This window comes from Marichromatium purpuratum 984, from assembly GCF_000224005.2.
In the GTDB taxonomy this organism is placed as follows: Bacteria; Pseudomonadota; Gammaproteobacteria; order Chromatiales; family Chromatiaceae; genus Marichromatium; species Marichromatium purpuratum.
Genome location: NZ_CP007031.1, coordinates 358,175 through 373,763 on the forward strand (window position 1 = coordinate 358,175; position 15,589 = coordinate 373,763).

The 15,589-nt window shown below is 68.2% G+C and carries 19 protein-coding genes; 5 read left to right on the top strand and 14 right to left on the bottom strand.

The window, feature by feature from the left end:
• Positions 1 to 6: 6 nt before the first annotated feature.
• The 14 genes from mgtE to MARPU_RS01695 form a co-directional block, all read right to left on the bottom strand.
• Entirely contained in the window at positions 7 to 1,368 is a 1,362-nt protein-coding gene (gene mgtE / locus MARPU_RS01630; protein WP_025275058.1) for a magnesium transporter, read from the bottom strand.
• Positions 1,369 to 1,504: 136 nt separating this feature from the next.
• Positions 1,505 to 3,241 carry a phosphoenolpyruvate--protein phosphotransferase gene (gene ptsP / locus MARPU_RS01635; protein ID WP_005224493.1) on the bottom strand — a complete coding sequence of 579 codons (1,737 nt, stop codon included), beginning with the start codon at positions 3,239 to 3,241 and terminating at the stop codon, positions 1,505 to 1,507.
• A complete protein-coding gene (locus tag MARPU_RS01640; RefSeq protein WP_005224492.1) occupies positions 3,238 to 3,507 on the bottom strand; it encodes an HPr family phosphocarrier protein in 270 nt (89 codons plus the stop codon). The genes ptsP and MARPU_RS01640 overlap by 4 nt, the downstream gene beginning before the upstream one ends.
• Complete coding sequence (locus tag MARPU_RS01645; RefSeq protein WP_005224491.1) at positions 3,504 to 3,905, bottom strand: PTS sugar transporter subunit IIA; 402 nt, start codon at positions 3,903 to 3,905, stop codon at positions 3,504 to 3,506. The genes MARPU_RS01640 and MARPU_RS01645 overlap by 4 nt, the downstream gene beginning before the upstream one ends.
• Complete coding sequence (gene rapZ / locus MARPU_RS01650; protein ID WP_005224490.1) at positions 3,902 to 4,759, bottom strand: RNase adapter RapZ; 858 nt, start codon at positions 4,757 to 4,759, stop codon at positions 3,902 to 3,904. The genes MARPU_RS01645 and rapZ overlap by 4 nt, the downstream gene beginning before the upstream one ends.
• A 48-nt stretch (positions 4,760 to 4,807) precedes the next feature.
• Positions 4,808 to 5,776: an HPr(Ser) kinase/phosphatase gene (hprK, locus tag MARPU_RS01655; protein ID WP_005224489.1), complete on the bottom strand. Its 969-nt coding sequence runs from the start codon at positions 5,774 to 5,776 to the stop codon at positions 4,808 to 4,810.
• Positions 5,777 to 5,795: 19 nt separating this feature from the next.
• Positions 5,796 to 6,254 carry a PTS sugar transporter subunit IIA gene (locus MARPU_RS01660; protein ID WP_005224488.1) on the bottom strand — a complete coding sequence of 153 codons (459 nt, stop codon included), beginning with the start codon at positions 6,252 to 6,254 and terminating at the stop codon, positions 5,796 to 5,798.
• Between the two features lie 288 nt (positions 6,255 to 6,542).
• Positions 6,543 to 6,890 carry a ribosome hibernation-promoting factor, HPF/YfiA family gene (gene hpf, locus MARPU_RS01665; RefSeq protein ID WP_005224487.1) on the bottom strand — a complete coding sequence of 116 codons (348 nt, stop codon included), beginning with the start codon at positions 6,888 to 6,890 and terminating at the stop codon, positions 6,543 to 6,545.
• A 35-nt stretch (positions 6,891 to 6,925) separates the two neighbouring features.
• Positions 6,926 to 8,398 carry an RNA polymerase factor sigma-54 gene (locus MARPU_RS01670; protein WP_005224486.1) on the bottom strand — a complete coding sequence of 491 codons (1,473 nt, stop codon included), beginning with the start codon at positions 8,396 to 8,398 and terminating at the stop codon, positions 6,926 to 6,928.
• A 181-nt stretch (positions 8,399 to 8,579) separates the two neighbouring features.
• The gene (gene lptB, locus MARPU_RS01675; protein ID WP_005224485.1) at positions 8,580 to 9,305 is read right to left on the bottom strand and encodes an LPS export ABC transporter ATP-binding protein; all 726 of its coding nucleotides are present in this window, start codon (positions 9,303 to 9,305) and stop codon (positions 8,580 to 8,582) included.
• A 13-nt stretch (positions 9,306 to 9,318) separates the two neighbouring features.
• Positions 9,319 to 9,807, bottom strand: a complete 489-nt coding sequence (lptA, locus tag MARPU_RS01680) for a lipopolysaccharide transport periplasmic protein LptA (protein WP_005224484.1) — start codon at positions 9,805 to 9,807, stop codon at positions 9,319 to 9,321.
• The gene (lptC, locus tag MARPU_RS01685) at positions 9,804 to 10,400 is read right to left on the bottom strand and encodes an LPS export ABC transporter periplasmic protein LptC (RefSeq protein WP_005224483.1); all 597 of its coding nucleotides are present in this window, start codon (positions 10,398 to 10,400) and stop codon (positions 9,804 to 9,806) included. The genes lptA and lptC overlap by 4 nt, the downstream gene beginning before the upstream one ends.
• On the bottom strand, positions 10,397 to 10,918 hold the full coding sequence (gene kdsC / locus MARPU_RS01690; protein ID WP_005224482.1) for a 3-deoxy-manno-octulosonate-8-phosphatase KdsC: 522 nt from the start codon (positions 10,916 to 10,918) through the stop codon (positions 10,397 to 10,399). Before kdsC ends, lptC begins: the two co-directional genes overlap by 4 nt.
• A gap of 92 nt (positions 10,919 to 11,010) precedes the next feature.
• The gene (locus MARPU_RS01695; protein WP_025275059.1) at positions 11,011 to 12,030 is read right to left on the bottom strand and encodes a KpsF/GutQ family sugar-phosphate isomerase; all 1,020 of its coding nucleotides are present in this window, start codon (positions 12,028 to 12,030) and stop codon (positions 11,011 to 11,013) included.
• A gap of 415 nt (positions 12,031 to 12,445) precedes the next feature.
• Here MARPU_RS01695 and MARPU_RS01700 point away from each other — a divergent pair, with 415 nt between their 5' ends.
• The 5 genes from MARPU_RS01700 to MARPU_RS01720 are packed head-to-tail and all read left to right on the top strand — an operon-like array spanning position 12,446 to position 15,541.
• Positions 12,446 to 13,342, top strand: a complete 897-nt coding sequence (locus tag MARPU_RS01700; RefSeq protein WP_005224480.1) for an ABC transporter ATP-binding protein — start codon at positions 12,446 to 12,448, stop codon at positions 13,340 to 13,342.
• 1 nt (position 13,343) lies between these two features.
• Entirely contained in the window at positions 13,344 to 14,126 is a 783-nt protein-coding gene (mlaE, locus tag MARPU_RS01705; protein ID WP_005224479.1) for a lipid asymmetry maintenance ABC transporter permease subunit MlaE, read from the top strand.
• Positions 14,127 to 14,130: 4 nt separating this feature from the next.
• Positions 14,131 to 14,598, top strand: a complete 468-nt coding sequence (mlaD, locus tag MARPU_RS01710; RefSeq protein ID WP_005224478.1) for an outer membrane lipid asymmetry maintenance protein MlaD — start codon at positions 14,131 to 14,133, stop codon at positions 14,596 to 14,598.
• Positions 14,598 to 15,218 (top strand): MlaC/ttg2D family ABC transporter substrate-binding protein, encoded by a 621-nt coding sequence (locus tag MARPU_RS01715; protein ID WP_005224477.1) that lies wholly within the window; start codon positions 14,598 to 14,600, stop codon positions 15,216 to 15,218. The genes mlaD and MARPU_RS01715 overlap by 1 nt, the downstream gene beginning before the upstream one ends.
• Positions 15,215 to 15,541: an STAS domain-containing protein gene (locus MARPU_RS01720; RefSeq protein WP_005224476.1), complete on the top strand. Its 327-nt coding sequence runs from the start codon at positions 15,215 to 15,217 to the stop codon at positions 15,539 to 15,541. Before MARPU_RS01715 ends, MARPU_RS01720 begins: the two co-directional genes overlap by 4 nt.
• The last annotated feature ends 48 nt before the right edge of the window (positions 15,542 to 15,589 follow it).

The following is a 15,589-nucleotide window of genomic DNA, read 5'->3' on the forward strand; positions in this document are numbered from 1 at the left end:
TCTGGCTCAGACCAGGAACAGGGTGGCGAGCCCGAGGAAGGCGACGAAGCCGACCACGTCGGTGACGGTGGTGAGAATGACCCCGCCGGCGAGCGCCGGGTCGATGCCGAAGCGCTCCAGCGCCATCGGCAGCAGCGCCCCGGCGAGGGCTGCGGCGAGTAGGTTGATGGTGATCGCCACGCCGATCACCAGGGCGATCTGCGGGTCGCCGAACCAGTAGGCGGCGACCGCCGCCACCACCACCGCCCAGACCACGCTGTTGATCGCCGCCACCGCCAACTCCTTCCACAGCAGCCAGCGGGCGTTCTTGCTCGAGAGCTGACCGATCGCCAGGCCGCGGATTGCCAGGGTCAGGGTCTGGGTGCCGGCGATACCGCCCATGCTGGCGACCACCGGCATCAGCACCGCCAGCGCGACCACCTGCTGGATGGTGTCCTCGAAGCGACCGATCACCCAGGCGGCGAGGAAGGCGGTGAGCAGGTTCACCCCCAGCCACAGCGCGCGGCGTCGCGCGCTGAGCAGCACCGGGGCGAACATGTCCTCGGTCTCGGAGAGGCCGGCCTGGCCGAGGAACTGGTGCTCGGCCTCCTCACGGATGACGTCCATCACGTCGTCGACGGTGATGCGCCCGAGCAGCAGTCCCGAGTCGTCGACCACGGGTGCGGTGACCAGGTCGTGCTGCTCGAAGCGGGTGGCCACTTCGCGCGCCCCCCAGGTCGCCGGGATCGCCTGCACCGCTAGCGTCATCGCCTCGGCCACCGTCTCCTCGGGGTCGTGGGTGAGCAGGTCGGTGAGATAGAGCACACCGAGATAGGAGCCCTCGCGATTGACCACGATGAGGTTGTCGGTGATGTCCGGCAGCCCGTCCTTGAGTCGGCGCAGATAGCGCATTACCACGTCGAGCGTGACCTCGGGGCGGACGGTGACGGTGTCGGTATTCATCAGGCCGCCGGCGCTGTCCTCGGGGAAGGCGAGGGCGGTCTGCAGTCGTTCGCGTCGCTGCTGGTCGAGTGATTTGAGCACCTCGCTGGTGATGGTCACCGGCAGGTCCTGGATGAGGTCGGCCAGGTCGTCGGTGTCGAGTCCGCCGACGGCGGCGACCAGCTCGCCGGCGTCCATCTGGCTGATCAGCTGCTCGCGCACGTCGTCGTTGAGACTGGTGAGGATCTCGCCGTCGTACTCGGCATCGACCAGACTCCATACCAGCTCGCGCTCGTTGGGTGGCTGCGACTCCAGCAGATGGGCGATCTCGGCCGGTTGCAGGGCATTGAGCATACGCGCGGCCTTGCGCATGGCACCCTGCTCGAGAACCTGGTGAAGATCGGCGAAACGCTGGTCGTCAGTGGTGCTGGCTGCTGCGGCTGTCATGGCTGCCCGTGGCTGCTGTGATTGGGAGGCGCTCGCCGGGTGCGGCGATGTGGTGCGTCGCGACGCCGGCATGCTACCGGGGCGGCGCTCGGTTGCACCTATCCTAACAGAGCCGGTGGGGTGGGCCGGGGCGGTGTCAATCGGTGTTGAGCGCTGCGAGCAGGTCCTGGGGGTCGGTCTCGTCGAGGCGGGCGAAGAGCGTCTCGGTGCGCTGTTGCAGTGTGCGGGTGTCGGCGGTGAGCACCACCTCCTTGACGTCGAGCAGGGCGCCGGGCTGCATGCTGAACTCGCGCAGCCCGAGCCCCAGCAGCAACCGGGTGAAGCGTGCGTCGCCGGCCATCTCGCCACACATCCCGACCGGGATGCCGCGGGTGCGGCCGGCCTCGATGGTCATGCGGATCAGCCGCAGGATCGCCGGGTGGGTGGGGTCGTAGAGGTCGTTGACGGCGTCGTCGAGACGGTCGATGGCGAGGGTGTACTGGATGAGGTCATTGGTGCCGATCGAGAGGAAGTCGCAGTGGCGGGCGATGGCCCCGGCGGCGAGTGCCGCGGCCGGTACCTCGATCATCGCGCCGAGCGGCAGCGCCGGGTCGTGCGCCAGTCCCTCGCTGGCGAGTTCACGCTTGAGCTGTTCGAGCAGTTGGCGCACCGCCACCACCTCGCGCACCCCCGAGACCATCGGCAGCATCAGCCGCACCGGGCCGAGCGCCGAGGCGCGCAGGATGGCGCGCAGCTGGGGCCGGAACAGCGCCGGCTCCTTGAGACAGAGACGGATCGCGCGCAACCCCAGGGCGGGGTTGCCGCTCGGCTCGATCGGCTGGGCGGCGCTGTCCTTGTCGGCGCCGAGATCGAGAGTGCGGATGGTGGTGGGAATGCCGCCGAGTCCCTCGATCATCGCCGCGTAGCTGGCGAACTGCTCCTCCTCGTCGGGCAGGTCGAGGCGGTTCATGTAGAGGAACTCGGTGCGATAGAGTCCGACGCCGGCGGCGCCGTTGGCGCGCGCCGTCTCCACGTCCTCGGGCAGCTCGAGGTTGGCCTGGAGTCCGACCGCGATGCCGTCGCGGGTGCGCGCGGCGCGTCCGATCAGTCGGCGCAGCCGGCGCTGGCGGGCCTCGGCGGCGCGGACGCGATCACGGAAGTGGGCGATGGTGAGGTCGTCGGCGTCGCACAGTACGGTGCCGTTCTCGCCGTCGACCACCAGGAACTCGCGCGGCTCGATGTAGCGGGTGATGTTGCGCACCCCGATCACCGCCGGGACGCCGAGGCTGCGCGCGAGAATCGCGGTGTGCGACATCGGTCCGCCGAACTCGGTGACGAAGCCGGCGATGCCGCGATGATGGAGCAGGATGGTATCGGCCGGGGTGAGGTCGCGGGCGACTACCACATGGCCGTCGAGATCGTGCTCGGGCAGACGCGGCTCCGGGCTGTCGCCGGCGAGGAAGGACTGGATCTGGTGGACGACGTGCTCGACGTCGTCACGGCGGGTGCGCAGATAGGGGTCGTCCATCTCGTCGAAGATGCGCACCAGGGTGTCGCGCTGTTGCTGCAGCGCCCACTCGGCGCTGCAGCGCTCGGCGCTGACGATGCGCCGGACCTCCTCGACCAGCGCCGCGTCCTCGAGCATCAGCAGGTGGGTGTCGATGAACTCGGCGATGTTCTGCGGGGTCTGGGTGGGGATCTGCGCGCGTACCGCCTCGAGCGCGCCGCGTGCCGAGGCGATCGCCCGCTCCAGCCGCTCGAGTTCGGCCGGCACCTGCTCGTCGCTGATCTCGACATGACCGACGGTGGCCAGGCTGCGACTGTCGACCAGCGCCGGCCCGAGCGCGATGGCGCGCGTCGAGTGGATGCCGATGCCCTGGTAGGCGATGGTCACTCGCCCTCCCCGAAGCGCTCGCCGATGAGTTGTTCGATCGCCGCCAAGGCCGCCGTCTCGTCCTCGCCCTCGGCGCTGACGGTGATCCAGGTGCCCTGGCTGGCGGCTAGCATCATCACCCCCATGATGCTCTTGCCGTTGACGCGCTGACCGCGGCGCTCGACCTCGATGCGGCTGGTGAAGCCGTTGGCGCACTGCACCAGCTTGGCCGCGGCGCGGGCGTGGAGGCCGAGCCGGTTGATGATCTCGAAATCCTTGCTGGTCATGCGCCTTGCTCCTGACAGCGAATCACACCCTCGCGTCCACCCTCGAGCGCCTTCTCGGCGACGCTGTCGAGGTCGAGCTGGGCATAGTTGAGCGCGCGCAGCAGCATCGGCAGGTTGACCCCGGAGATCACCCGCACCCGGCGTCGCTGCGCGTGCAGCGCCAGGGCGATGTTGGCCGGGGTGGCGCCGTAGAGGTCGGTGAGTACCAGCACGCCGTCGCCCTGGTCGAGTCGGTCGACGCAGTCGAGCGCCTCGCGCAACATGCACTCGCAGGGACGATCGTTGATCAGTTCGAGCGCCTCGGTGGCCGCCGGCTCGTTGCCGAGGATGGCGCTGGCGATGCGCAGCAGGTCGCCGCCGAGTGGCTGGTGGGTGATGAGTAACAGTCCGATGCTCACGGTAACTCCCGGTGTCTGATCAGCACCTTGTGACCGGTCTGCTCGAAGTGACGGCGCAGCGCCTCGCTCATGTAGACCGAGCGATGCTGGCCGCCGGTACAGCCGATGGCAATGGTGAGATAACTGCGCCCGTCGGTCTCGAAGCGCGGGATCCAGCGGTCGAAGAAGGCGAGCATGTCGTCACGCATCTCGCCGGCCTCGGCGCTGGCGTCGAGGAACTCCATCACCGGCTGATCGAGTCCGGTCAGCGGCTTGAGTTCCGGCTGCCAATGCGGGTTGGGCAGGCAGCGCACGTCGAAGATGAAGTCGACGTCCTTGGGCACACCATGTTTGAAGCCGAACGACTGCAACAGGATCGAGACCTTGGGCGAGTCGCTGCCGACGAGATGGGCACGGACCAGGTCGCGCAGCTCGTGCACATTGGTGTGGGTGGTGTCGATACGGATCTCGGCGCAGCGACCGATGGCCTCGAGCAGGCGGCGCTCGAGGCGGATGGCCTCGTCGAGCGAGCGGTTGCCGCGGGTGAGCGGGTGACGTCGCCGGGTCTCGCTGAAGCGGCGCTTGAGGGTGTCGGTGTCGGCGTCGAGGAACATCACCCGACAGTCGATGCCCTGGGCGCGCGCCTCCTCGATCAGCTCCGCGAGCCGACCGAGCGCGCGCGGGCTGGTGCGCGCGTCGATGCCCACCGCGGTGCTGGAGAAGCCGTCGTCGGGGGCCTTGCGCAGCCCCGCGACCAGGTCCTTGAGCAGGAACAGCGGCAGGTTGTCGATGCAGTAATAGCCAAGGTCCTCGAGCGTGTGCAGGGCGACGCTCTTGCCCGAGCCGGACAGGCCACTGAGGATGACGAGTTTCATGGGCTGCGGGTTGCTCCGAGCCGGTCCCGATCGAGGTCGGGAGCGGTGCTAGGGTCTGGATCCGGGGCCGGGCGGGTCGGGGCGGTCGAGACGGATCGCCCGCGCCTGCCGGTCGATGAAGTCGACGCCGGCGTCGTAGCCACGGATACGTAGGATCTGGTGGCGCACTGCCGCTTCCACCAGGATGGCCAGGTTGCGTCCCGGCGCCACCGGCATGGTGATGGTCGGGATCGCGACCCCGAGCACGTCGGTCGCCGAGAGGCTGCCGGTGAGCCGGTCGAGACCGGCGATCTGTTGTTGATCGAGGGGTTGCAGGTCGATGATCAGGTTCAGCGTCTTGCTGCGCTGGACCGCGCCCTCGCCGAACATCGCGCGGATGTTGAGGATACCCAGCCCGCGCACCTCGAGGAAGTCCCGCAGGGTCTCCGGGCAGGTGCCCTCGATGGTCTCCGGGGCGATGCGCGCGAAACGCGGTGCGTCGTCGGCGATGAGCCGATGACCCCGGGTGATCAGGTCGAGCGCCAGCTCACTCTTGCCCACCGCCGGATCGCCGATCAGCAATACCCCCATCCCCAGCACCTCGATGAAGACGCCGTGCAGGGTCTGACGCTCGGCCAGGGCGTGGGTGAGGAAGTAGCGCAGGTGGTTGATCAGCTCCTCGTCGCCGAGCGACGAGCCGAGCAGCGGGGTGTCGTGCTCGGCGGCGAAGGCGAAGAAGGCGGGGTGCGGCTCGAGGCCGTCGGCGAACAGGATTGCTGCCGGCTGCTCGGCGAAGAGTTGTTCGAGGGTTTCCTCGAAGGCGGTGCGGCCCAGTGCCTGGAGGTAGCGCTGTTCGGCGCGGCCGATCACCTGCAGACAGTTGGGGTGGATGCAGTTGAGCGAGCCGATCAGCGACTCGCGCGAGCGTGCACGCTCGGGCCGGCGCAGCGGGGAGCCTTGCTCGGGCTCGCCGTTGAGCCAGCGCAGCTGCAGCCGCGGGCCGGTCTGTTCGAGGAGTGACTGGAGGCTGTCGAGCATGGCCCAGGCCGGCGTGGCGCTAGCGCGCCTCGTTCGTCTCGATCAGTTGCAACACGGTCGCCGCCGAGCGGGCTTCGCGCAGCGCGGCGCGGGTGGTCGGGTCACTGAACATGCCGGCGAGCCGGGCGAGCAGCTGGAGGTGTTCCTCGGTGGCGCTCTCCGGGACCAGCAGGGCGAAGGCGAGATCGACCGGCTCGCCGTCGATCGCGTCATAGTCGACCCCGGTGCTGGTGCTGACGAAGGCCCCAAGCACCTCGTTGATCTCCTTGATGCGGGCGTGCGGCAGCGCCACACCGTGACCGAGTCCGGTGCTGCCGAGTCGCTCGCGCTCGAGCAGACGCTCGAAGACGAGTTCGGTGTTGAGACGGGGGTGGTCGTTGGCCAGCAGCTCGGCGAGCGTCTCGAGCAGCCGCTTCTTGCTGGCGATCTCGGCACCGCAGCTGACTCGGGCCTCGCTGATCAGGTCTGGACTGAACATCGGTCAAGGCTCCTGGTGGTCGCAGGGACAGGGGCGCTGGGCGGCGACGGTGTCCGGTGTCCATACCGGCGGGTGATCGGGGCGCGTGGTCGTGGTCATGGGGTCTGGGTGTCCTTCGAGTCGTCGGAGCCGGCAGGTGTCGATATCGGCTCGGATCTCAGGGTCTCAATGCAAAACACCCCGAACGGCGCGGTCACGGATCCGTTCGAGGTGTCGGTGCGTCGGTCCGGCGGGTGTCGGGTGTCCCCGACGCCCCGCCGACGCATGGGCCATCAGGCCGTTGCCGGGCTATTCGGTATCGGCCTCGACGTCGGCCTCGGCATCGGCCGCCTTCGGGCCGGGTGCGCTGCGATAGTCGTTCTTCTTCTCCTTGTGGCGCAGGATCTGGCGATCGAGCTTGTCGGTCAGGCCGTCGATCGCGGCATACATGTCTTCATGCACGGAGTCGGCGAAGAGCTTCCCACCATTGATGTGTAGCGTCGCCTCGGCCTTCTGGTCGAGCTTTTCCACACTGAGAATGACGTGGGCATTGGTGACGTGGTCGAAGTGACGCGCCAGGCGTGCGAATTTGCTGTCGACGTAGTCGCGCAGTGCCTCGGTGATGTCGACGTGATGACCCGTCAGATTGATTTGCATCATTGGACTCCTTACAGGGGTTCCAAACAGCCTGCTCATGCCAGGCGTTTGCGCTCGTTCGAGGCTGGAATACCCATGGCCTCGCGGTACTTGGCGACGGTTCGACGCGCGACCTGGATGCCGCGATCGGCCAGTTCGGCCGCGATCTTGCTGTCGCTCAAGGGTTTTCTGGCGGGTTCGGCGGCGATCAGCTTACGAATGAGCGCGCGGATCGCCGTTGATGAACACTCCCCACCAGAAGTGGTGCTGACGTGGGACGAGAAGAAGTACTTGAACTCCAGGGTGCCCCTCGGCGTATGCATGTATTTCTGCGTGGTGACCCGGGAGACGGTCGACTCGTGCAGCTCGAGCGCCTCGGCGACGTCGCGCAGCACCATCGGCCGCATCGCCTCCTCGCCGTGCTCGAAGAACGCCTGCTGCATCTCCACGATCTTGGCGCCCACCCGCAGCACGGTGTCGTTACGGCTCGCCAGGCTCTTGATGAACCAGCGCGCCTCCTGCAGGTGGTTGCGCATGGTGACGCTGTCGCTGCTGGTGTCGGCGCGCCGGATCAGTCTGGCGTAGTCCGCGTTCACCCTCAGTTTGGGTGTGGATTCCGGGTTGAGTTCCACCGACCAGCGACCATTCTGTCTGCGCACGAAGATGTCGGGTACAACGTACTCCGGGGGCTCCTGCGCGATCAAGTCGCCGGGGTGCGGGTTGAGCTGGCAGATCAGCGTGAGTGCACCACGAATCTCGGGCTCGGTCTGCTTGAAGCGGCGCATCAGCGCGGCGATGTCCTTGCGCGGCAGGTGCTCGAAGCCGTCGCGACAGATCGCCAGCGCGAGGTCGCGCTGCGGGGTCTCGGCGGGGAGCTGACGCAGCTGGATCTGCAGGCACTCGGCGAGATCGCGGGCGCCGACCCCCGGGGGATCGAACGACTGCACCCGGTGCACCATGGTGGCGATCTCCTCGAGACTGATCTGATCGTCGCCGATGGTGGCCAGCAGCTCGTCGAGATCGGCCCGAAGATAGCCGCGCGCGTCGATGGCGTCGATCACCGCCTCGGCGATCATCTCGTCGCGCTCGCTCAGTCGGATGAGGTTGAGCTGCCAGATGAGGTGATCGTGCAGGGTCTGGGGGCGGCTCTGGTGGAGGAAGGGGTCGAAGTCGGCGTTCTCGGCGCTGCCCTGGATGCTCGGCGGTAGATAGCCGTCGTAGACATCGGCCCACTGGGTGTCGACCGGGAGCTCATCGGGGATCTCGTTGGTCTCGCCCTGGAGCTCACGCTCGGCGCTGCCCTGCTCATCGCTGGGCGGAGACTCGTGTGCGCCATTGCCACTGTCCTCACCGTTGGCGGCGAAGCGGTCGGCCTCCTCGGCCTCCTCGAGCATCAGGTTGGAGTCCAGCGCCTCCTGGATCTCCTTCTGCAGCTCGAGCGTCGACAGCTGCAGGAGGCGAATCGCCTGCTGCAGCTGGGGCGTCATCGTCAGGTGTTGGCCGAGGCGAAGCTGGATGGTTTGCTTCATGGATCGCCGATGCGTCTTGCGTCTGTCTCTATGCCGGGTCGATGACCGTCCTATGACGATTATAGGTCGGGTGGCAACAAAGGTGCCTGAGTCACGTCAAGCGCGTCCCCTGCCGGGACGCGATGGTCTTCATCTTACCCCCAATATGTAGCAGCGGGGCGCGGATGCTGCTGCCTACATGCTACATGGCGAAGTCGGCACCGAGATAGACGTCGCGTACCTGCTGGTTGGCGAGCAGCTCGTCGGGGCGACCGGCGGCGATCACCTCGCCATTACTGATGATGTAGCCGCGATCGCAGATGTCGAGCGTCTCGCGCACGTTGTGATCGGTGATCAACACGCCGATGCCGCGCTCGCGCAGGTGCGAGACGATCGCCTTGATGTCGCCCACGGCGATCGGGTCGACGCCGGCGAAGGGCTCGTCGAGCAGCATCACCTTGGGGTCGACGGCCAGCGCGCGGGCGATCTCGAGACGCCGACGCTCGCCGCCGGAGAGGCTGAGTGCCAGCGACTCGCCGATATGGGCGATGCCGAGCTCCTCGAGCAGCTGCTCGCAACGCTGCTCGCGCTGCTCGCGGTCGAGGTCGCCGCGGGTCTCGAGGATCGCGAGGATGTTGTCGCGCGCGCTGAGCTTGCGAAACACCGAGGGCTCCTGCGCCAGATAGCTCAGTCCGGCGCGCGCGCGCGCATGCATTGGCATCAGCGTGATGTCGTGCTCGTCGAGGGTGATGCGCCCCTGGTCAGCCGGGATCAGCCCGACGATGAGATAGAAGCAGGTGGTCTTGCCGGCGCCGTTGGGGCCGAGCAGCCCGACCACCTCGCCGGCCTCGACCTCGACGCTCACTCCCCGCAGGACCTCGCGGCTGCGATAACGTTTCTTGAGCTGTTCGGCGCGCAGTACGCTCATCCGTCGACCCCTGTCATGACTCCTCCTCGGGGGTGATGGTGATCCGCACCCGACCGCTGCCACCGGCACGGAAGTGTTCGCGGGCACGGTCGTAGACGATGCGCTCGCTGGCGACGCGGTCCTCGCCCTGGATCAGTACCGCCTCGTCGATCAGCACCAGCTCGTCGCGGTCGGTGTCGAACTCCATGCGTCTGGCGAAGGCGCGGACCTCGCCCTGGTCGTCCTCGAGCAGTTGACGGAAGCGCGCCGGGGTGCCGATGGCGATGATCTGGCGCGGGCGGCGGTCCTCGCGGTGATAGACGGTCATGTGATCGGCGTGCAGGCGCATGCTGCCCTGGGTGACCTCGACGTTGCCGACATAGATGCTGGTGCCCTCGGCCTCGCGTACCTCGACGTCGTCGGCCTCGATATACATCGGTTGCTGGGGGTCGTCATCGAGCGCGTTGGCCGGGTTCCAGCCGAACAACAGCAACAGTGCCAGCAGGCGCAGTGGACGGCTCATGGTTGGGTCTCCTGGGTCGGGGCGAGCAGCATCCGGGTGCGACCGTGGAAGGTGGCGCGCGCCGGCTCGTCGTACCACAGCTGCATGCCGGTGGCGCTCAGCCAGTCCTCGCCGCTGGCCACCCGCACCGGCAGGTCGGTACGGGCATAGGCGCGCTGGTGCCAGACGTTGAGCTGTTCGGTTTCGATGTGCGCGGGTGGGGCCTCGGCGGTGGCGTCGCGCTCGAGATGGACGTCGCCGGTGAGCCGCACCTCCGCGCCGCCCTCGAGCACCAGCCCGTGCTCGGCGCGCGCGCGCCACGGCGGTCCGTCGGACTGGAACAGCTGCATGTGTGGGCGGTCGAGCTCGGAGAGATCCTCGGCGACGAACTGACGCAACTCGGTTGCGCTCAGGCGTCGGCTCGGCGCGCCGCTGGTGTCGGTCTCGAGCGCGGTGAACGCGTGGACCACGTAGTCGGGGACGCGGGGGCGTACGGTGGCCGGTCCCTGCGGCTGGTCGATGCGCTGGACCTGCCACCAGCCCGCGAGCCCGCTGAGGGCGAAGAAGGCGGCGAGCAGGTAGTAGCGCAGCGGCCAGTGCGCGCGGGTGCTCATGGACGCTGTCCGGCCAGTCGCGCCAGCGTCCCCTGGGCGTCCATGATCAGCTCGCAGAACTCGCGTGCGGCGCCGCGCCCGCCGTGCGCCGTGGTGTGCCAGTGCGCCTCGGCGCGCACCATCGGGTGGGCGTCGGCCACCGCCGCGGCCAGCCCGACCTGGCGCATCACCGGCAGGTCGATGACGTCGTCGCCGAGATAGGCCACGGCGGCATCCTCGACCCCCAGCCGCTCGCGCAGCTCGAGATAGGCGGCGAGCTTGTCGCGCTGGCCCTGGTAGACGTGGTTCACCCCCAACCCCTTCATCCGCATGGTGACCACCCGCGAGCTGCGCCCGGTGATCACCGCGAGGGTCACGCCGGACTCGCGCAACATCACCATGCCGTGACCGTCGCGGGCGTTGAACGCCTTGTATTCCTGACCGTCGTCGCCGAGATAGAGGCTGCCGTCGGTGAGTACGCCGTCGACGTCGAAGATCGCCAGACGAATGGCGGCGGCGCGGTTGCGGATCTCTTGCATCTCCCTGGTGACTCCTTGGTGGGGAAGAAGGGGCGGGCCCCTGTGCGGCGCATTGTCCGGTGCGCGGGCGGTTTTGACTAGCGGGGTCGGTTTCAGACCACGCCCGCGCGCAACAGGTCGTGCATGTTGAGTGCGCCGACCGGGCGGCGCTCGCCGTCGAGCGCCAGCAGCGCGTTGATCGAGCGCGCCTCCATCAGCTGCAGCGCCTCGGCGGCGAGCGCGCCGGGGGAGATGGTGACACAGTCGCGGGTCATCACCGTCTCGATCCGGGTGTGGTGGACGTCGACGCCGCGATCGAGCGCACGGCGCAGGTCGCCGTCGGTGAAGATGCCGCACAGCCGCCCGTCGTCGTCGACCACCGCGCTCATCCCCAGCCCCTTGCGCGAGATCTCCTCGAGGGTGGCCAGCAGGCTCGCCTCGCGACCGACGCGGGGGACCCGCTCGTCGCGATGCATGATGTCGTCGACGTGCAGCAGCAGGCGTCGCCCCAGGCTCCCGGCCGGGTGCGAGCGGGCGAAGTCCTCGGCGGTGAAGCCGCGCGCCTCGAGCAGCGCCACGGCGAGCGCATCCCCCATCGCCAGCGTCGCGGTGGTGCTGGTGGTCGGCGCCAGGCCGAGCGGGCAGGCCTCGGCCGAGACGGTGACATCGAGATGGACGTCGGCCTCGCGCGCCAGGGTCGAGTCGCGCCGCCCGGTCATCGCGATCATCGGCACCCCGAGCCGCTTGAGCACCGGCAGGATGGTGAGCACCTCGGCGGTCTCGCCGGAGTTGGAGATCGCCACCACCACGTCGAGCGGGGTGATCATGCCCAGGTCACCGTGGCTGGCCTCGCCGGGGTGGACGAAGAAGGCCGGGCTGCCGGTGCTCGCCAGGGTGGCGGCGATCTTGCCGCCGATGTGTCCCGACTTGCCCATCCCGGTGACCACGATGCGCCCGGCGCAGGCGAGCATGTAGCGACAGGCGGTGACGAATGGGGTGTCGATCCGTGCGGCGAGCGCCGTGATCGCCTGGGCCTCGGTGTCGAGAACGGCGCGGGCGAGATCGATGATGCGATCGTGCTCGCCGGCATCGAGCGGCGCCAGACGGGCGCCGAGTTGTCGTCGTTCGGTCATGGTCTCGGGGATGGAGCCGATGAGTGGTCGGTCAAACCAGGAAAAATACACCATGCCACGCGGACATGTCGCATTGGGCGAGTGGGCGAGGGGCTGCCGCCAGCCGCCAGCCGCCAGGATTGAACCGCCAAGCCGCAAAGAGCGCAAAGGTGTTCAAGTGGTCGGCGACCAGCGGCCCGTGGTCAGGTGTCCTCAAGCGCCGGCGCCAATGGTGATGGCAGGCCGTGCTGTTGTCGAGGACGCACACCCACTGGCGACTGGAGGCTGGTCGCTGGAGACTCTACCTCTTCTTTGCGCCCTTCGCGGCTTGGCGGTTCAATCTTCTCGGTCGCTGGCCCTTTGCTTGACGCCCCGCGCCGGGGCCGCGAGAATTGCCTGCTTTGGCCGACCGATGCGTCGATAGCGACATTTCACCATGATGCCAAGCCAGGGCCCAGGCGGCGCGCCGGGCGTCCGGGTCGAGGACGCGTCTGCGGGCACCGATGAAGCCGCGCGGGCATCCGCCACCGACGATGTGCTGGTGCGGGTCCGCGACCTGAGCTTCCGCCGCGGCGAGCGGGTCATCTTCGACGGGCTCGATCTCGACATCCGTCGCGGCGCCGTGACTGCGGTGATGGGACCGAGCGGGACCGGCAAGACCACGCTGCTCAAACTGATCACCGGACAACTGCGTCCTGACGCCGGTCGCGTCGAGGTCGGCGGTGTGGCGGTGCACGAGCTCGACAAGAGTGCGCTCTATCGATTGCGCCGGCGTATGGGCATGCTGTTCCAGAGCGGGGCGCTGCTGACCGATCTCAACGTCTTCGATAACGTCGCCTATCCGCTGCGCGAGCACACCGACCTCTCGCCTTCGCTGCTGCGTAAGCTGGTATTGCTGAAGCTCGAGGCGGTGGGGCTGCGCGGCGCGCGCGCGCTGATGCCGAGCGAGCTGTCCGGCGGCATGGCGCGTCGGGTAGCGCTGGCGCGGGCGATCGCGCTCGACCCCGAGATGATCCTCTACGACGAGCCCTTCACCGGCCAGGACCCGATCTCCATGGGCGCGCTGGTGTCGCTGATCCGCCAGCTCAACGACGCGGCGAACCTCACTAGCGTGCTGGTGTCGCACGATGTGGCCGAGACCACGCGGATTGCCGATCATGTCTATCTGATCTCGCACGGTCGGGTGGTCGCCCAGGGCTCACCGGCCGAGATCGCCGCCGAGCGCTCGACCTGGGTGCGCCAGTTCATGGACGGCGAGGCCGACGGGCCGGTGCATTTCCACTATCCGGGGCCCTCGCTGGCCGAAGACCTGCTGAGCCGGGGAGGACGCTGAGATGTTGTTCGATCCCCTGGCGCGACTCGGTCGCGGTGGGCTCGATGCCCTGGCGCGCTTCGGACGCGCCCACCGGCTGCTGCTGGCGATGGTGCTCGGCATCGGTGAGGTGCTGCGCCGGCCGCGGCTGCTGATCGCACAGGTCTACAACGTCGGCGTGCTCTCGATGCTGATCGTCGGCGTCTCCGGGTTGTTCGTCGGCATGGTGCTGGCGCTGCAGGGCTACTATGTGCTGGCTCGCTTCGGCGCCGCCGAGAGCCTGGGGCTGATGGTCGCCGCCTCGCTGGTGCGTGAGCTCGGCCCGGTGGTCACCGCGCTGTTGGTGGCCGGTCGCGCGGGCTCGGCGCTGACCGCCGAGATCGGCCTGATGAAGGCCACCGAGCAGCTCGCCGGCCTGGAGCTGATGGCCGTCGATCCGGTGCGCCGGATCCTGGTGCCGCGGTTGTTCGGCGGGGTGTTGGCGATGCCGCTGCTGGCGGCGGTGTTCAGTGCCGTCGGCGTGATCGGCGGCTATTTCGTCGGCATCGGGCTGCTTGGCGTCGACGCTGGCGCCTTCTGGAGCCAGATGCAGTCGGCGGTCGATTTTCGCGAGGACGTGGTCAACGGTGTCATCAAGTCGCTGGTGTTCGGCGTGGTGGTGACCTGGATCGCGCTGTTCCAGGGCTATGACTGCAGCCCGACCTCCGAAGGCGTGAGCCGCGCGACCACCCGTACCGTGGTGCATGGCGCGCTGGCCGTGCTCGGGCTCGATTTCGTGCTCACCGCGTTGATGTTCGGAGGCTGATGAGATGGCAAGACAACGCAACATCGAGATCCTGGTCGGGGCCTTCATGGTCGCCGGCTTCGTCGCCCTGTTCTTCCTCGCGATGCAGGTCAGCAACCTCAATCTCGCCGGGGTCGACGAGGGCTATCGGCTCACCGCACGCTTTGCCAACGTCGGCAGCCTCAAGGCGCGTGCGCCGGTGAGCATGGCTGGGGTGCGGGTCGGTCGCGTGGAGGCGGTGGCCTTCGATCCCCGCACCTTCGAGGCGGTGGTGACGCTGCGTATCGACTCGGCGGTCGACAACCTGCCGATGGACACCTTCGCCAACGTCTTCACCTCCGGGCTGCTCGGTGAGCAATACGTTGCGCTCGAGCCCGGTGGCAGCCCCGATGTGCTGGGCGACGGCGACGAGATCATGCAGACCCAGTCGGCGATGATCCTCGAGCAGATGATCGGACAATTCCTATTCAGCAAGGCAAGCGGAGACGGCTGATGTTGCGGCAACGTCATTTTCTATTGCTGGTGACCCTGGTGCTGGCGAGCCTCGGCAGTGGTCTGGCGAGCGCGGCCCAGGAGTCGGCCACCGCCCTGGTCGAGCGCACTACCATGCGTATGCTCGACACCCTCGAGCAGCGCCGCGCCGAGATCGAGCGCGATCCGAGCCTGATCTATGGTCTGCTCGAGGACCAGGTCGCGCCCCATTTCGACTTCGTGCGCATCACCCAGGGCGCGGTCGGTCGCTATTGGCGCGAGGCCAGTCAGGCGCAGCGCCAGCGTTTGGTCGACAGCTTCAAGCAGGTGCTGATCCGCACCTATGCCCGCTCGCTGCTGAGCTATTCGGGCGAGGAGATCCGCTATCTGCCGGTGCGTCCGAGTTCGCGCCCGAACAGGGTGACAGTCGCCACCGAGGTGCAGCAGTCGGGCGGTTCGCCGATTCCGGTCGACTACCGTATGTACGACGGCGGCTCCGGCTGGAAGGTCTATGACGTGGTGATCAGCAACGCCAGCCTGGTCGGCAACTATCGCAGCGACTTCGCCACCGAGATCCGGCGCTCCGGGATCGACGGGCTGATCGCCCGGCTCGAGGACATGAACCTCAAGGGGCGCGAATGAGCGCCACTCGCCTGAGCGAGACCGGGCCGGGTCGCTGGCGTCTCGACGGCGTACTCGATCTCGCCACGGTCAGTCGGCTGACGCGCGAGGGCGAGGCGCTGCTGGGCGTGTCCGCGTCCGTCGAGGTCGACCTCGACGGGGTCCGCGCGGCTAACAGCGCCGGGCTGGCGCTGCTGCTCGAGTGGCTCGACCTCGCCCGGGCGCGCGGCGTCGCGCTGAGCTATGCCAATCTTCCCGATTCGCTGCGGCGGATCGCGGCCTTTTCGAACATCCTGGAGTTGTTGCCGGTCTCGACCACCCCGGCGGCGGCACGATCGAGCTGACGGGGAGTCTGTGGTGGATGCTGGAGTGATGCTCGATCCTGGGCCGGC

Coding starts and splice junctions, on each gene's coding strand:
- mgtE (WP_025275058.1), bottom strand. CDS start 1,368: ATGACAGCCGCAGCAGCCAGCACCACTGACGACCAGCGTTTCGCCGAT.
- MARPU_RS01640 (WP_005224492.1), bottom strand. CDS start 3,507: ATGACCAGCAAGGATTTCGAGATCATCAACCGGCTCGGCCTCCACGCC.
- rapZ (WP_005224490.1), bottom strand. CDS start 4,759: ATGAAACTCGTCATCCTCAGTGGCCTGTCCGGCTCGGGCAAGAGCGTC.
- hprK (WP_005224489.1), bottom strand. CDS start 5,776: ATGCTCGACAGCCTCCAGTCACTCCTCGAACAGACCGGCCCGCGGCTG.
- MARPU_RS01660 (WP_005224488.1), bottom strand. CDS start 6,254: ATGTTCAGTCCAGACCTGATCAGCGAGGCCCGAGTCAGCTGCGGTGCC.
- hpf (WP_005224487.1), bottom strand. CDS start 6,890: ATGCAAATCAATCTGACGGGTCATCACGTCGACATCACCGAGGCACTG.
- MARPU_RS01670 (WP_005224486.1), bottom strand. CDS start 8,398: ATGAAGCAAACCATCCAGCTTCGCCTCGGCCAACACCTGACGATGACG.
- lptB (WP_005224485.1), bottom strand. CDS start 9,305: ATGAGCGTACTGCGCGCCGAACAGCTCAAGAAACGTTATCGCAGCCGC.
- lptA (WP_005224484.1), bottom strand. CDS start 9,807: ATGAGCCGTCCACTGCGCCTGCTGGCACTGTTGCTGTTGTTCGGCTGG.
- lptC (WP_005224483.1), bottom strand. CDS start 10,400: ATGAGCACCCGCGCGCACTGGCCGCTGCGCTACTACCTGCTCGCCGCC.
- kdsC (WP_005224482.1), bottom strand. CDS start 10,918: ATGCAAGAGATCCGCAACCGCGCCGCCGCCATTCGTCTGGCGATCTTC.
- MARPU_RS01695 (WP_025275059.1), bottom strand. CDS start 12,030: ATGACCGAACGACGACAACTCGGCGCCCGTCTGGCGCCGCTCGATGCC.
- MARPU_RS01700 (WP_005224480.1), top strand. CDS start 12,446: ATGATGCCAAGCCAGGGCCCAGGCGGCGCGCCGGGCGTCCGGGTCGAG.
- mlaE (WP_005224479.1), top strand. CDS start 13,344: ATGTTGTTCGATCCCCTGGCGCGACTCGGTCGCGGTGGGCTCGATGCC.
- mlaD (WP_005224478.1), top strand. CDS start 14,131: ATGGCAAGACAACGCAACATCGAGATCCTGGTCGGGGCCTTCATGGTC.
- MARPU_RS01715 (WP_005224477.1), top strand. CDS start 14,598: ATGTTGCGGCAACGTCATTTTCTATTGCTGGTGACCCTGGTGCTGGCG.
- MARPU_RS01720 (WP_005224476.1), top strand. CDS start 15,215: ATGAGCGCCACTCGCCTGAGCGAGACCGGGCCGGGTCGCTGGCGTCTC.